The following is a 14,249-nucleotide window of genomic DNA, read 5'->3' on the forward strand; positions in this document are numbered from 1 at the left end:
ACCGACCGACACTCCGCACGCCCCTGCGGCTCAGGCGACGACCAGAGGAACACCGATCATGCCCAACTACGAAGCCCGGCAGAACGAGAATCGGCACCCGCACCCGCCCGTGGGTTTCCTCCAGCTGTTCATGGAAGCGCGCACGCGCACGGAGCAGACGACCCCGCGCGTGCAGGGAGCAAAGGCGTGAGGTCCGTCGGCGGCTCCGTCGAATCCGTCGTGGTGGTGGGTGCGGGCCTCGCGGGACTGTCCGCGGCGCTCCACCTCACCGGCGCCGGCAAGCGCGTCACCGTCCTCGAACGCGAGGACACGGTCGGTGGCCGCGTCGGTACGTACCCGGTGTTCGAGGACGGGCAGCATCTCTACGACATCGACAACGGTGCCAGCGTGCTGACGATGCCGAACCTCATCGCCGACGCGCTCACGGCCGTCGGGGAATCCTTCGGCTCGACCACCCCGGCTCTCGACCTCACCCCGCTCGCACCCGGCTACCACGCGCGCTTCGCCGACGGCACCGCCCTGAACGTGTACTCCGATCCGGACGAGATGACCGCCGAGATCGCGCGCGTGTGCGGTCCCGACGAGGCCGGCGGATACCGGCGGCTGCGCCGCTGGCTCGCATCGATCTTCGACGCCGAGTTCGACCGCTACATCGACTCCAACTTCGACTCGCCGCTCGACCTCGTGTCGACACCTGCGGCGCTGCGGGACACCGCCAACCTCGTCCGGCTCGGCGGCTTCGGCCGACTCGGATCGCGCGTCGGATCCTTCATCCGGGACGACCGTCTCCGGCGCATCTTCACCTTCCAGGCCCTGTACGCGGGCACCGCACCGTCGACGGCGCTGGCGGTCTACGGCGCCATTGCCCACATGGACACCTCGCTCGGCGTCTACTTCCCGAAGGGCGGCATGTCCACCATCGCCGCCGCGATGGTCGATGCGCTCGTCCGCAACGGCGGCACCGTGCACACCGGCGTCGAGGTGTCGGAACTCCGCGTCGACGGCGGCCGCGCGAAGAACGTGCGATCCGCGGACGGCCGGGAGTTCGCCGCCGACGCCGTCGTCCTCACCGTGGACCTGCCCGTGGTCGACGATCTGCTGCTGCGCGCCGGGGTCCCGCCGCGCCGCCGCGCCCGCAGCGCCACCGTCGCATCGCCCTCGGCCGTGGTCTTCCACGGCACGGTGCCCACCGACGTGACACAGGCCTGGCCGGATTCCCACCACACCATCGATTTCGGTGCCGAGTGGGCGGAGACCTTCGCGCGGATCACCGCGCCGCGCGGCCGCGGCCGGTTGATGGCCGATCCGTCCCTGCTCATCACGCGACCCGCCGTGACCGATCCGTCCCTGCGGGTCGTGCGGGACGGTATCGAGTGCGAGCCGGTCTCGGTGCTGGCGCCGTGCCCGAATCTCGCTGCCGCACCCCTCGATTGGGAGCGCCTCGGCAGGCCCTACATGCGGGAGATCCAGCAGGTCCTCGAGCAGCGCGGCTACCGGGGACTGGCGGGCTCCATGCGGGTCGACCACCTCGACACCCCGCAGACCTGGGCAGACAAGGGCATGCTCGACGGCAGCCCCTTCTCGGCCGCGCACCTGTTCCGGCAGACCGGACCCTTCCGCCGCCCGAACCTCGTGCACGGCGTCGACAATCTCGTCCTCGCCGGGTCGGGCACCACGCCGGGTGTCGGCGTCCCGACCGTGCTCATCTCCGGGCGTCTTGCCGCAGAACGAATCTCCGGTGGCGCGACCGCCGGTCCCACGACGATGTCGATTCCGATGGAAGCAGGTGCGGTTGCTCATGGGTGAACTCGACGGGATCGATCCCGAGCTGCACGAGGCGTATCAGCTGTGCCGTGAGCTCAACCGGCGACACGGCAAGACCTACTTCCTCGCGACCCGCATCTTCCCGGCGTCCAAGCGGGCCGGGGTGCACGCCCTCTACGGTTTCGCGCGGATGGTCGACGACATCGTCGACGTGAAACCGGTCGACGCGGCACCGGTTCTCGACGCGCTCGAGCGCCGCCTCTCCGATGCGCTCGGGGGCAGGCCGCCGACCTACGACGACTTCGGTCTCGTGCTGCGGGCCCTCGTCGACACCACGCAGCGGTACGACATCCCGCACGAGTACTACTACGCCTTCCTGCGGTCGATGCGGATGGACATCCCCGGCACCGAACTGTTCCGGTCGCGGTACCGCACGATGGACGAACTGTCGGAGTACATGTACGGCTCGGCCGCCGTCATCGGACTGCAGATGCTGCCCATCCTCGGGATCGAGGGCGCACGCGAACGGGCCGAGGCCCCCGCCGCCGCGCTCGGCGAGGCATTCCAGCTCACCAACTTCATCCGCGACATGGGCGAGGACCTCGACCGCGACCGCATCTACCTGCCCACCGACATCCTCGCCGCCTTCGACGTGGACGAGGACCTGCTGTGGCACTGCCGCACGACCGGGCAGCGCGACGTGCGGCTCGAGCGCGCTCTCGCACACCTGATCGCGCACACCCGCTCGATCTACCGCGTGGCCGAACCGGGCATCGACCTGCTCGACCCCAAGGTGCGTCCCGCGATGCGGACCGCCTTCGTCCTGTACGGCGACATCCTGCGGGCGGTGGAGGAGAGCGGATACCGGGTACTCCACCAGCGCGCACGCGTGTCGCGGCGCCGGCGCCTGTCGGTGGCGGCACCGCGGCTGGCCTCGGCCGGTTGGACCACGCTGCGTTCACGGTCGAGACTGGGGACGCCCACCGCGCCGCTGCTCGGCCGGTGACGCCCGTCCGGCCGAACCGGAATCCGGACACGAATACAGAACAGGACATCACATGGAACAGGTCGTGCTGCTCGACGATGCAGGTCGCGCGGTCGGGATCGAACCGAAGGCCACGGTGCACACCACGGACACCCCGCTGCACCTCGCCTTCTCGTCGTACGTCTTCGACCCCCACGGCAACGTTCTGCTCACCCGGCGCGCCCTGGACAAGTCGACCTTCCCCGGTGTCCTGACGAACAGCTGCTGCGGTCATCCGGCGCCGGACGAGCCGCTCACCGAGGCCGTGCGCCGTCGGCTGCATCAGGAACTCGGGCTCGACGTGCACGACATCGAGGTGGTCCTGCCGTCCTTCCGCTACCGGGCGGTCATGGACAACGGCATCGTGGAGAACGAGATCTGCCCCGTCTTCCGCGTGCTCTACGACGGGCCGGCGCCGGTCCCCGAGCCGTCGGAGGTGCACGACACCGAGTGGGTCGACTGGACGGAGTTCTCCGAGGACGTCGTCGAGGGACGCCGTGAGGTGTCGGTGTGGTGCCGCGAGCAGGTGGAGCAGCTCCGTAAGCTCGGTCCCGACCCGCTGCGCTGGCCCGTGGCGTCCGCCGCCGATCTGCCGCCCGCCGCACCCGACAGGACGGCACCCGAGCTCCGATAGGGCCTCATCCCGCCCACAGGGTCGTTAACGTCGACCCTGTGATCGACCCGACCGTCCTGATCCGCACGATCGTCGGCGTCCTCGCCCTCGCCGCGATCTCGACGGCGGTGCTGTGGGCGTTCCGGGTTCCGCACCGATTCGCGCCCGTCGGCGCCATCGCCCGCGGCGCGGTCCAGCTCGCGCTCATCAGCGTCGTGCTCTCCGGCGTCATCACCGACGCCCGATGGGTCGCGGTGGTGCTCGTCGTGATGTTCACCGTCGCGTGGTGGACGGCCTGCCGGCGGATCGGGAACGAGGCCGTCGTGCGCGGGGCGACGGCCGCCGCGATGTCGACCGGTGTGCTCGTCGCGGCGGGCATCGTCTTCGCGACCGGCGCGGTGGAGGCAACCCCGCGCTACGCGCTCGCGCTCGGCGGCATCATCATCGGCAACACCATGACCGTCGCGACCCTCGCCGGTCGACGCTTCCACGAAACCGTCGACGACCACTGGTCCGAGGTGGAGGGCTGGCTTGCGCTCGGCGCGACCATGCGGCAGGCGACGCTCGCCCCCGCTCGCTTCGCCGTGCACGCGGCGATGATCCCGTCGACCGATCAGACGAGGACGACGGGTCTGGTGACCCTGCCCGGAGCCTTCGTCGGCGCGATCTTCGGCGGGCTGTCGCCGGTGGAGGCCGGACGGTTCCAGGTGGTCGTGCTCGCCGCGATCATGGCGACGGCGTCGATCACGTCCGTGCTGATGGCGCTCGGCCTCGGTCGCGCCCTACGTCACCGCCCCGTCGTCGTCGTGTGAGACGGCGGTCTGCCGTGCGGGCGCCATCGGAGTAGGAGTGGATACAACCGCTGCCGAGGGAAGGATCGTCGATGCTGCTCGTAGCCAACCGGGGTGAGATCGCGTTGCGTGTCGTCCGCACGGCCGGGGACCTCGGACTCGACACCGTCGCCGTCCACGCCGCGGACGACGCCGACGCTCCGCACGTCCGCGCCGCCACGCGAGCCGAGGCCCTGCCGGGGTCCGGTCCCTCGGCCTATCTCGACCCCGACGCGATCGTCGGTGTCGCCCGGGCGACGGGATGCACGCTCGTGCATCCCGGTTACGGATTCCTCAGCGAGAACGCTGCCTTCGCACAGGCCTGCGCAGATGCCGGACTCACCTTCGTCGGGCCGTCCCCGGAAGCATTGCGCATCCTCGGCGACAAGCGGGCCGCCCGCTCGGTGGCGGAGGAACTCGGCATCCCGGTGACCGCCGCCGTCGAGGCGACGGATCCGGAGTCCGTGCGGGCCTTCCTGCGCGACCGTCCGGGCGGGATCGTCGTCAAGGCACTGGCAGGTGGTGGCGGTCGCGGCATGCGCGTGGTCCGCGATGCCGCCGATCTCGACGAGGCGCTCCGGCTCGCCGCTGCCGAAGCGCACGCCGCCTTCGACGACGACCGGCTGTACGCCGAGGCGCTCGTCGAGCGTGCCCGGCACGTCGAGGTGCAGGTCGTGGCTGCCGAATCGAGGCCGGGTACCCGCGCGGTGGCATTGGGCGATCGCGACTGCAGCGTGCAGCGCCGGCACCAGAAGCTCGTGGAGATCGCACCCGCGCCCGATCTGCCCCACGCCCTGCGGGAGGCGCTGCACGGCGCGGCGGTCCGGCTGATCGGGCACGTCGGGTGCCACGGACTGTCCACCGTCGAATTCCTCGTCCACGACGACGGTTTCGTGTTTCTCGAGGTCAACCCCCGGATCCAGGTGGAACACACCGTCACCGAGGAGGTGACGGGCGTCGACCTCGTGGCGACCCAGATCGCGATCGCTCGCGGGGCGGGATTCGACGAACTCGGTCTCCCGGAAGGAATCACCTTCGACGGCAGCGGGATAGGCGGACGTCCTGCGGCGGCGCAGGGCATCGCGGTGCAGGTGCGCGTCAACGCCGAGACGCCGCGCGCCGACGGCATCGCCCTGCCCGCCGCCGGGACGCTCACCGCGTTCACACCACCCACCGGACCGGGCATCCGCGTCGACACCCACGGCCGGCCCGGCCTCGAGGTGACCGGACGTTACGACTCGCTGCTCGCCAAGGTCGTCGCGTACGTGCGCTCCGGCGACCGCGCGGCGGTCCTGCGCAAGGCGTCGACGGCACTCGGCGAGTTCGTCGTCGACGGTGTGGACACCAACCGCGACCTTCTGCAGAAGATCCTGGACGACAAGGAGTTCCGATCCGGAAGTATCCACACCACGTGGTTGGGGGAGCGGCTCGCGGATTTCGTCGACGCGATCACGACAGCGCCGGTGGAGTACACGGATCTGCGCGCCGACGAACACGCGGTGCGCGCCGAGATGGTCGGCACGGTCGTGGAGATCGCCCGCGCAGGCGACACCGTTCCGGCGGGTGCGCCGCTCGCCGTGCTCGACGCGATGAAGATGCAGCACGAGATCCGGGCACCCGGCAGTGCCGTGGTCGAACGTGTGCTCGTCGAGCCGGGCCGCACCGTCGACCCGGGCACGGTGCTCGCGGTGGTCCGCCTGTTCGACGCGGAGACCGCGACGGACGACATCGCCGCCGTCGACCTCGACGCCGACCGCGCCGACCTCGACGAGATCCGTCGCAGACACGAGATCACCACCGACGCGGCGCGACCCGAGGTCGTGGCGAAGCGGCACGGGCGGGGCCGGCGCACGGCACGCGAGAACATCGCCGACCTCGTCGACGACGGCAGCTTCGTCGAATACGGACCGCTCGTCCTCGCCGCGCAGCGCGGCCGCCGCAGCGAGGAGGACCTGATCGCGAACACCCCGGCGGACGGGCTCGTCGGCGGCACCGCCCGGATCGGTGGGGCCGAGGTGGTCGTGATGTCCTACGACTACACCGTCCTCGCGGGCACCCAGGGCCGCAACAACCACCGCAAGACCGATCGGCTGCTCGAACTCGCCGCCCGGCGGCGGGTGCCGCTCGTGCTGTTCGCCGAGGGTGGCGGCGGGCGACCCGGGGACGTCGACGCCGGTTCCGGTGCGGGACTCGACCTGCCCACCTTCCGCTCGATGGCGTCACTGCGCGGACGCGTGCCCACCGTCGCGGTCGTCTCCGGCCGCTGCTTCGCGGGCAACGCCGCGCTCGCCGGGGTGTGCGACGTGCTCATCGCGACCCCCGACGCCACTATCGGCATGGGCGGTCCCGCGATGATCGAGGGCGGAGGGCTCGGGGTGCACCGCCCCGAGGACATCGGACCGATCGACGTGCAACGCCGCAACGGGGTCGTGCACGTCGCCGCGCGCGACGAGGCGCACGCCGTGGACGTCGCCCGGCGATATCTCGCCTACTTCACCGCGCCGCACGAGGACCGGCAGGCACCCGACCCGCGTCTCGCGCGACATGTGGTGCCGGAGAACCGTCTCCGCGCCTACGACGTGCGATCGGCGATCGACGCGATCGCCGACGTCGGATCGGTGCTCGAACTGCGCCCGGACCACGGCGTCGGCATCGTCACCGCCCTGATGCGCGTCGAAGGCGCCGCCTACGGTGTGCTCGCCAACAGCAGTGCCCACCTCGGCGGGGCGATCGACGCGGAGGCCGCAGACAAGGCCGCGGACTTCCTGGAACTGTGCGAATCGCACCGGCTGCCCGTGGTGAGCCTGTGCGACACACCGGGATTCATGGTCGGACCGGAATCTGAGAAGGACGCCACCGTGCGCCGCTTCGGACGCTTCTTCGTCGCCGGTGCACGCCTGACCGTCCCGTTCGGCATGATCATCCTCCGCAAGGGCTACGGCCTCGGCGCGATGGCGATGGCCGGCGGATCCTTCCACGCACCCGAATTCACCGTCGCGTGGCCGACGGGGGAGATCGGCGGGATGGGACTCGAAGGGGCCGTGCGGCTCGGCTTCCGCAAGGAACTCGACGCCGCGGAGACACCCCGGGAGCGCGAGGAACTGTTCGACCGGCTCGTCGCCCTCGCCTACCAGCAGGGCAAGGCGCTGCAGGCGGCGACGAGCTTCGAACTCGACGACGTCATCGACCCCGCCGACAGTCGCGCCTGGATCGCGCGACTGGTGCAACCGCGGTGAACCCGGGTATGCGACAGCCATGGTGACCTATCCCGGCGCGCAGCAGTACGTACCCGACAGCCGCGACCTCGCCGACCTCGCCGCCGCCTCGGCGGGATGCCGGGGATGCGATCTCTACAGGGCCGCCGAGCGGACGGTCTTCGGGGCAGGGGTGCGCGACGCACGCATGCTGTTCGTCGGCGAACAACCGGGCAACGAGGAGGATCTCGCGGGAGAACCGTTCGTCGGGCCCGCGGGGCACCTGTTCGACAAGGCCCTCGAACGCGCGGGCATCGATCGCGGGACGGTGTACGTGACCAACGCCGTCAAGCATTTCCGCTTCGACCGGTCCGCCAACGGCCGCAGACGGATCCACAAGAAACCGTCGGGTGGGCAGGTCGCGGCGTGCCGCCCGTGGCTCGAGGCCGAGCTCGATGCCGTCCGCCCCGACGTGGTGGTGTGCCTCGGAGCCACCGCCGCGCAGTCACTGCTCGGCAAGGACTTCAAGCTCACACAACACCGCGGTGAGGTCCTGAATCTGCCCGAGGAGCTGTGCGGGTCGTGCGATCCGGCGGTGGTCGTCACCGTGCACCCGTCGGCGGTGCTGCGGGCGAAATCGCAGCGCGACGACATGTTCCGCTCGTTCGTGCAGGACCTGGAACGCGCGGCAAGCCTGTGACGACTCGGCCGTCGTCGGTTTGTGACGGCTCGGCCGTCGTCGGCTTGTGACGGCTCAGCCGGTGGTCGCGAGCCCGGCCGCGAGCCCGAGCGCCACCGACATCGCGCACACCTCGAGGACGGCGTTGCGCAGCGACTCCTCCTCCGGCAGGCGGTGCGTCGAGGCTGCCGGGAGCCAGTTGCGTCGCCAGTTCCACGCGAGCCCGAGCAGGGCGCACAGCACGAACGCCTTCGCGAGCACGACGCGTCCGTAACCGGTGCCCAGTAGCGCAGAGACCGAGCCGAGCCGTACCGCCGAGTCGACCAGGCCCGTGATCACCAACGCCACCACGCACCGCACGGCCAACTGCGAGTAGCGCGGCAGTAGTTCCGCCCACGCGCCGCGGCCCCGCACGGTGACGGCCAGCGCCACGAGTACCCCGAACCACACCGCGGCCGCGAGCACGTGCACGGCGTTGAACAGCGACCCCAGCGGTTGCTGCGCCATGTGGCCGGTGACCGGGCGGGCAATCAACGCGAGCGCCGCGGCGACGAGCACCGGCAGGGTGGACCACGACGCCGACCGGCGGTACGCCACCGCGGCGACGACGACGATCGCGGCGATGCACACCCACGCCGACGCATCCACGCGGCCCGTGGTGGTGGCCAGGAACTGCCCGAACCGCCCCACGTCCACATCTGTGGCGGGAACGTCGGCGGCGGTGGACGCGGCCCAGGCGAGGTCGATGCTCGCGAGCGCGAGCCAGACACCGCCGAGCGCGGCGATCGTGCGCCACAGCGTGTCGGAGGAGACCGCGGGACGGCGTTGCCGCTGCACCATGACCGCCAGGACGGCGAGTCCGAGCACGGTCGAGCCGACACACAGCCCGATCGCCCGCACGGAACTCGACGGGGCGGGCAGGGCGAGGGAACCGGCCACGGCGATGCCCGCGACGGTTCCGAAGGCAACGCCGGCAGCGGCCACGACGAGCCACTGCCGGCGTTCCGGGATCATGCGGGTCAGGCCTTCGGCTTGCGCAGCGCGAAGGCGAGACCTGCGGCGACCACGACGACACCTGCGACGACGAACCACCACACGGCCGGTCCGCTGCTGTCGCTCTCGCCCGACTCCGCGCCGGTCTCGCCGGTCGCGGTGTCACCGGATGCCGCCTCGCCGGGCGTGCCGGTTCCCTCCTGGGTGAGCGTGAAGGTGCGGGTTCCGCTGACGGGATGTCCGTCGGCGGAGGTCACCCGGTAGGCGATCGTGTACTCGCCCACGGGGCCGAGGCCGTCGAGTTCGACGGCTGCGGTCGCACCCTCGATGATCGGGTCGCTCTTCGACCACAGGTTGCCGTCCGGCCCGACGACGGTCAGGGCCGCGAACTGTTCCTGCAGGTTCTCGTTGAACGTCACGGTCACCCGATCGGGTGCCTCGGCGATCTGCTCGCCGTCCTCGGGCGAGCTCGACAGCACCACCGAGTGGGCGGACGCGGAGCCGACGGACAGGGTCAGAGCCGCGATCACCGCGGTGAGGAGAACGAGGATGCGCTTCATGCCCGCCGCCCCCGGATCACGGCGCCGAGGCCGAGTGCGGCACCGAGCGCGCCGAGCACCAGGCCGATACCACCGAGCCACCGCGCGGTGCTGTCGGTGGTGGTGCCGTCCGACGCCGCAGCGGTCTGCCCGGTGTCGGTGGCGTGCGCGTCGCCGCTGCCGCCGTGCCCGTCACCGCTGCTCGCCGCGAGGGTCAGGTTCGGGGCGGGACGCTCGGGCTCCTCGTCGCCGGTCGCGATCTCATCCCACGCCACGACCTCGCCGTCGCTGTAGGTCTGGATCGCGGGGAAGGAGACCTCGTCCTCCTCGGGCAGCGGCCCGACGGACAGGACGAACTGCTGGAACTGTCCCGGCCCGACCTGCACGTCCGGCTCGGCGGTCCACGTCACGGAGGTCGCGAGCTGCGATTCGGGATCCTTCTCGACGGTCGCCGTCCAGCCGGGCAACGGCTCGGTGCGCGCCGAGCGCAGGCCCGGAAGCTCGACGGTGACGGCCGTCGTGCCGGCGGTCTCGGACTCGGTGGGGACCCGGAACGTCAGGACGGTGTAACCGCCCTGCTCGGCTCCGGGTGCGACGACGGTGACGTGGGCGGAGGCGATGCCGGCGCCCGCGACCATCAGCGCAGCGGTTGCTGTCGCGCCCACGAGGGCGCGACGGGAGAACTCGAACATGTATGGGTCTTTCTCGTGGTTGGAGGATCGATCGTCGCAGCGCAGCCGTGGCGAGCGGTGGTCCTCTCCGCGAGATGGCCGGGGGTGCGCGTCCCCACACGAGCCGGTCGGTCGACGAGGTGGGAGCGAGCACGGCGGGTGCGGCGACACGGGGGCCGCGCAGCAGCACGACCCGCAGCGCAGTGCCGCACGCCGCGTACACGTGGGCCGCGGCGGTGAGCAGCACCGCACATACGGCGACGGCGAGCATGTGGGCGCCCAGCATGGACACCGACAGGTGTTCGTGGCCGGGCACCAGCACGGTGAGCGCGACGTGCGTGGCCGCCTGCCCACCGGCGAGGAGCACGAGCGGGGACAGCGACGGCTGGTGCGCGCCGAGGATCCCGACGATCGCCGCGACCGCGACCAGCAGTACCGCGACCGGTCCCGTCGGCACACCACCGCCGGCGGCGCCGTGGGCGGCCACCGCGAGCACCGCGGTGGCGATGCCCGCGGTGGTGCCGAGAACGGTCGGGTACCTGGTCACTGTCGGTCGTGCTCGTTCCTGATGTGCAGGCCGTATCAGCGCACGCCGAGGCGCGCGAGCAGATCCGCTTCGATGCCGTCGAGTTCCGACGAGATCGCCGCGTGCGCCGACTTCCGGCGCGCGGCCGGCATCTGCTCGGCCGTCTGCACGGCGGCGGTCAGATCGGTGAGGCGCTCGCGGGTCGCGGTGGCGAACTTCTGCGTCTCCGCGTCCTTGGGGTTGCGCTGCTCGACCTTCGCGAGCGACTGCTCCGCACCCGCGATGCGGGCACTGAGCCGGGCACCGTGACCGGTGAACGAACCCAGTTCCTCGATCGGCACGCCGAGCTGCTGCGCGCGACGCGAGTCGAGCTGACCGCGCAGCGCCGTCACGGCCTGGTAGACGATCGGGACGAGCACCGGCGCGAGCAGACGCGCGACGCCGAGATAGCGGCGCACCTTCGCCGCGGTGAGTCCCTGGTTCTCGGCGGCCTTCTTCTGTGCCTTGAGGGTCGCGATCTGTTCCTTCTCGACCTTGGCCTGCGACCTCACGAGTTCCTGGTCGAGCTTGACCTGCGACTTCGCGAGCTTCTTGTCGATCTTCGCCTGGGCCTTCGCTGCCCGCCGGTCGTTCTTGAGCCGATTCTTCGCGACCAGCCTGGCCTCGAGCTTCGCCTTGGTCCTCAGCGCCTTCGCTTCCGCCCTGCGAGTCGCGCGACGCTTCCGTGTGAACAACCCCATCGAACAGCACCCTCCATTCGGTACGACACGACGCTCCGGCGCCCCGCGTCAGCCTAACGTGACGGTGCTGCTGCGAGCCGTCGCCTGTGCAGGGAATACCCTGGAATGTCGTGGACGCAACCGGAGAACTACCGCGGCCCGAACGCGGAGTGTCACAGCGCACAGCCGTCTCCCTCGAGGCCGCTGCGCTGACGAGGTGCCGCCACCGGGTCTATCTCGACGCCACCTTCCCCGACGAACTCGCAGGTGCACCCGAGAATCCGGGTGCGCGGCAACGCCAGGAGGCGGCGGCTGCGCATCGCGAGGCGATCCGTCAGACGTTGTTCGACGCCGACCCGGACGGGTGGGTGCTCATCGCCCCGGAAGGGCCGATGTCGCAGCGCGCCGAGCGCACCCTCGACGCGTGCCGCGCGGGAGCCGACCGCATCTGGGGTGCGGTGCTGCCGAGCGAACCCGACACCGGACGCCGCGGCCGCTCGGAGATCCTGCTGCGCGATGCCGAACGCGGCGGCTACATCCCGGTGATCGTCGTCAACCACAAGGTCACCGATCCCGGACGCGGCGCGCTCACCACCGACCTGTTCGCGTGGGCACCCGCCGCCGACGAGACCCGCAAGGTGCGCAGTCAGGTGCGCGACCAGATGCGCCTCGCGCACCTGTACCGGATGCTCGAACGTCACGGACTCGCGAGCCCCGCGAAGGTCGCCGGCGCGATCGGATACGGCGGCGACTGCATCCTCGTGCACGATCTCGACATCCTCGTGCACGATCTCGACCAGATCCTCGACGACTACGACGCCCGCCTGGCGGACCGACTCGAGATCGCGCGGGGTCTCACTCCGACGGCGCCGTCGCAGATCGGCGAGTGCAAGACCTGCCCGTGGTGGGACCGCTGCCGCGCCGAACTCACCGTCACCCGGGACGTGTCGCTCGTCGCGCCGGGGCAACGCGCCGCCGTGCTGCGCGAACTCGAGGTGCACACCATCGACGGCCTCGCCCGGTGGGAGGGCGAGGAACCCGAGGCGTGGCCGCAGGGTTCGTTCGAGGACGCGATCGTCACGGCGCGGGCGTGGATCGCCGGTGCGCCGCTCGTGCGTCGCTACCGGCACGTGCACGTCCACCGCGCCGACGTCGAGGTCGACATCGACATGGAGAGCTACCACGAGCACGGCGCTTATCTGTGGGGCACGCTGCTCAATTCGGGATCGTCCTCCGAGTACATCCCGTTCGCGACGTGGGAGCCCGTGCCGACCGACGACGAGGCGCGCTCGTTCGCCGAGTTCTGGCGCTGGCTGTCGGACCAGCGGCGCGCGGCCGAACGTCGCGGGAAGACCTTTGCGGCCTACTGCTATTCGCGGTCGGCGGAGGACAAGTGGTTGCTGTCGTCGGCGCGGCGGTTCCACGGATTCCCGGGTGTGCCGGAGCTCGCGGAGGTCAAGGCGTTCATCGGTTCGAACGAGTGGGTCGACATCTTCCAGGCCGTCACCGACCAGTTCGTGTGCCCGAACGGCAAGGGGCTCAAGAAGATCGCACCGATCGCGGGGCATCACTGGCGCGACGCCGAGGCCGGGGGTGAGGCGTCGATGAGCTGGTACCGCGAGGCCGTGGGTATGGCGGGCGAGCCCGATCCGGCGCAGCGTGTGCGGCTGCTCGAGTACAACGAGGACGACGTGATCGCCACGAAGATCCTGCGCGAGTGGATGAGCGATCGCGCGGTGCTCGACATCCCGTTCGTCGAGGACCTGTAGCGCAGAGCATGCCACGTGCGTGGTTCCGGCGGCATCGGCCACCGGAACCACGCACGGAGAATCAGACCAGTGCGGCAAGAGCGAAGGCCGCCAGGGCGATGAGGACACCGCCGGTGAGGGTCTGGACACGACGGTCGATGACGCACATCGCCGACAGGAAGCCGGGCATCGAACCACCGCGGCGGGTGTGCAGGATGGCCAGCACGCTCGGCATGCAGCGACCGAGGCTGACGGTCGCGAACATCGCGGCGCCGAGCACCGGCGAACCCGAGGCGATCACGCCGAGGACCAGCAGGTAGTACGCGCTGGACCGGATGAAGATCATGAAGCCGGGGCCGATGAGCGCGCCGAACAGCAGCGACACCTTCCACGGCGCCATCGTGCGCCGCAGATGGCGGGGGAGCTGCTGACGCCGCATGGGCGTCGGCAGGGTGATCATGCCCAGCTCGTGCAGGCCGTAGCCGAGCGCGATCACGCCCCAGGCCGCGAGCATCCATGCCCACGGCACCGAGCCGGTCACGAGCGCGCCGAGCGCACCGAAGAGCGCGCCGGTGGGGATGCCCGTCGCGAGCGATCCCAGGGCGTGCCAGCCGAGCCGACGGATCGGGGTCGACGACCCGCGGCGTCCCGGCTGCTTCGGTGCGGCGACCACGCCGGCCACCGACATGCCGCAGGTCGACCAGTTGGCGGCCAGTGCCGTCACCGCGCCGGTGGCGATCACCGCGGCGGTCATGGCCGCCGGGTTCGAGGGGGCTGCGACGAGACCGGCGGCGGCGCCGACTGCGGCGGCACCGGCGATCAGGCCGCCGCGGGTCTTCTTCGCGACGGCTCTCTCGAGCGTCGGGCGTATCTCCGGTACGTCGACTCCGAGGGGTGGGTGAGCCAGGGGCTCACGCACGAGTGTTTCCGTCATTGGGATGCTCCTTTG

At 71.0% G+C, this 14,249-nt stretch carries 14 protein-coding genes; 9 read left to right on the top strand and 5 right to left on the bottom strand.

Translation table 11 applies throughout. The annotated features are described in order from the left end of the window. Positions 1–58: 58 nt before the first annotated feature. From CKW34_RS24750 to CKW34_RS00605, 7 genes are all read left to right on the top strand, one after another. Positions 59–190: a hypothetical protein gene (locus CKW34_RS24750; protein WP_255247728.1), complete on the top strand. Its 132-nt coding sequence runs from the start codon at positions 59–61 to the stop codon at positions 188–190. Next, positions 187–1,806: a phytoene desaturase family protein gene (crtI, locus tag CKW34_RS00580; protein WP_059382048.1), complete on the top strand. Its 1,620-nt coding sequence runs from the start codon at positions 187–189 to the stop codon at positions 1,804–1,806. The genes CKW34_RS24750 and crtI overlap by 4 nt, the downstream gene beginning before the upstream one ends. After that, on the top strand, positions 1,799–2,770 hold the full coding sequence (locus CKW34_RS00585) for a phytoene/squalene synthase family protein (RefSeq protein WP_059382049.1): 972 nt from the start codon (positions 1,799–1,801) through the stop codon (positions 2,768–2,770). Before crtI ends, CKW34_RS00585 begins: the two co-directional genes overlap by 8 nt. A 52-nt stretch (positions 2,771–2,822) precedes the next feature. Beyond that, the gene (gene idi, locus CKW34_RS00590) at positions 2,823–3,422 is read left to right on the top strand and encodes an isopentenyl-diphosphate Delta-isomerase (RefSeq protein WP_059382050.1); all 600 of its coding nucleotides are present in this window, start codon (positions 2,823–2,825) and stop codon (positions 3,420–3,422) included. 38 nt (positions 3,423–3,460) lie between these two features. Beyond that, positions 3,461–4,213, top strand: a complete 753-nt coding sequence (locus CKW34_RS00595) for an ABC transporter permease (RefSeq protein WP_059382051.1) — start codon at positions 3,461–3,463, stop codon at positions 4,211–4,213. 71 nt (positions 4,214–4,284) lie between these two features. Continuing rightward, positions 4,285–7,467 carry an acetyl-CoA carboxylase family protein gene (locus CKW34_RS00600; protein ID WP_059382052.1) on the top strand — a complete coding sequence of 1,061 codons (3,183 nt, stop codon included), beginning with the start codon at positions 4,285–4,287 and terminating at the stop codon, positions 7,465–7,467. Positions 7,468–7,486: 19 nt separating this feature from the next. Next, positions 7,487–8,125, top strand: coding sequence for a UdgX family uracil-DNA binding protein (locus CKW34_RS00605; RefSeq protein ID WP_059382053.1), 639 nt, complete (start codon positions 7,487–7,489; stop codon positions 8,123–8,125). 54 nt (positions 8,126–8,179) lie between these two features. On the opposite strand, the gene CKW34_RS00610 is transcribed toward CKW34_RS00605, so the two are convergent. Genes CKW34_RS00610 through CKW34_RS00620 form a run of 3 tightly spaced genes read right to left on the bottom strand, consistent with a single transcriptional unit; the run spans position 8,180 to position 10,328 of the window. Continuing rightward, positions 8,180–9,118 carry a copper resistance D family protein gene (locus CKW34_RS00610; protein ID WP_059382054.1) on the bottom strand — a complete coding sequence of 313 codons (939 nt, stop codon included), beginning with the start codon at positions 9,116–9,118 and terminating at the stop codon, positions 8,180–8,182. A gap of 5 nt (positions 9,119–9,123) precedes the next feature. Continuing rightward, positions 9,124–9,657: a copper resistance CopC family protein gene (locus CKW34_RS00615; protein ID WP_016695401.1), complete on the bottom strand. Its 534-nt coding sequence runs from the start codon at positions 9,655–9,657 to the stop codon at positions 9,124–9,126. Then, the gene (locus tag CKW34_RS00620; RefSeq protein WP_059382055.1) at positions 9,654–10,328 is read right to left on the bottom strand and encodes a YcnI family copper-binding membrane protein; all 675 of its coding nucleotides are present in this window, start codon (positions 10,326–10,328) and stop codon (positions 9,654–9,656) included. The genes CKW34_RS00615 and CKW34_RS00620 overlap by 4 nt, the downstream gene beginning before the upstream one ends. A gap of 74 nt (positions 10,329–10,402) precedes the next feature. Here CKW34_RS00620 and CKW34_RS24210 point away from each other — a divergent pair, with 74 nt between their 5' ends. Beyond that, on the top strand, positions 10,403–10,876 hold the full coding sequence (locus CKW34_RS24210; RefSeq protein WP_155418939.1) for a hypothetical protein: 474 nt from the start codon (positions 10,403–10,405) through the stop codon (positions 10,874–10,876). 13 nt (positions 10,877–10,889) lie between these two features. Here CKW34_RS24210 and CKW34_RS00630 read toward each other — a convergent pair whose 3' ends face one another. Continuing rightward, a complete protein-coding gene (locus CKW34_RS00630) occupies positions 10,890–11,573 on the bottom strand; it encodes a DUF6474 family protein (protein ID WP_016695404.1) in 684 nt (227 codons plus the stop codon). A gap of 149 nt (positions 11,574–11,722) precedes the next feature. On the opposite strand from CKW34_RS00630, the gene CKW34_RS00635 reads away from it, so the two are divergent. After that, positions 11,723–13,321 (top strand): TM0106 family RecB-like putative nuclease, encoded by a 1,599-nt coding sequence (locus CKW34_RS00635; RefSeq protein WP_059382057.1) that lies wholly within the window; start codon positions 11,723–11,725, stop codon positions 13,319–13,321. A 61-nt stretch (positions 13,322–13,382) separates the two neighbouring features. Here CKW34_RS00635 and CKW34_RS00640 read toward each other — a convergent pair whose 3' ends face one another. Beyond that, positions 13,383–14,234, bottom strand: a complete 852-nt coding sequence (locus CKW34_RS00640; RefSeq protein WP_059382058.1) for a hypothetical protein — start codon at positions 14,232–14,234, stop codon at positions 13,383–13,385. Positions 14,235–14,249 lie beyond the last annotated feature (15 nt).

Source organism: Rhodococcus rhodochrous, assembly GCF_900187265.1.
GTDB lineage: Bacteria > Actinomycetota > Actinomycetes > Mycobacteriales > Mycobacteriaceae > Rhodococcus > Rhodococcus rhodochrous.

What these genes read in the sequence shown, in the direction of transcription:
- CKW34_RS24750 (WP_255247728.1), top strand. Translation starts at nt 59, where the DNA reads ATGCCCAACTACGAAGCCCGGCAGAACGAGAATCGGCACCCGCACCCG.
- CKW34_RS00585 (WP_059382049.1), top strand. Translation starts at nt 1,799, where the DNA reads ATGGGTGAACTCGACGGGATCGATCCCGAGCTGCACGAGGCGTATCAG.
- idi (WP_059382050.1), top strand. Translation starts at nt 2,823, where the DNA reads ATGGAACAGGTCGTGCTGCTCGACGATGCAGGTCGCGCGGTCGGGATC.
- CKW34_RS00600 (WP_059382052.1), top strand. Translation starts at nt 4,285, where the DNA reads ATGCTGCTCGTAGCCAACCGGGGTGAGATCGCGTTGCGTGTCGTCCGC.
- CKW34_RS00605 (WP_059382053.1), top strand. Translation starts at nt 7,487, where the DNA reads ATGGTGACCTATCCCGGCGCGCAGCAGTACGTACCCGACAGCCGCGAC.
- CKW34_RS00610 (WP_059382054.1), bottom strand. Translation starts at nt 9,118, where the DNA reads ATGATCCCGGAACGCCGGCAGTGGCTCGTCGTGGCCGCTGCCGGCGTT.
- CKW34_RS00615 (WP_016695401.1), bottom strand. Translation starts at nt 9,657, where the DNA reads ATGAAGCGCATCCTCGTTCTCCTCACCGCGGTGATCGCGGCTCTGACC.
- CKW34_RS00620 (WP_059382055.1), bottom strand. Translation starts at nt 10,328, where the DNA reads ATGTTCGAGTTCTCCCGTCGCGCCCTCGTGGGCGCGACAGCAACCGCT.
- CKW34_RS24210 (WP_155418939.1), top strand. Translation starts at nt 10,403, where the DNA reads ATGGCCGGGGGTGCGCGTCCCCACACGAGCCGGTCGGTCGACGAGGTG.
- CKW34_RS00630 (WP_016695404.1), bottom strand. Translation starts at nt 11,573, where the DNA reads ATGGGGTTGTTCACACGGAAGCGTCGCGCGACTCGCAGGGCGGAAGCG.
- CKW34_RS00640 (WP_059382058.1), bottom strand. Translation starts at nt 14,234, where the DNA reads ATGACGGAAACACTCGTGCGTGAGCCCCTGGCTCACCCACCCCTCGGA.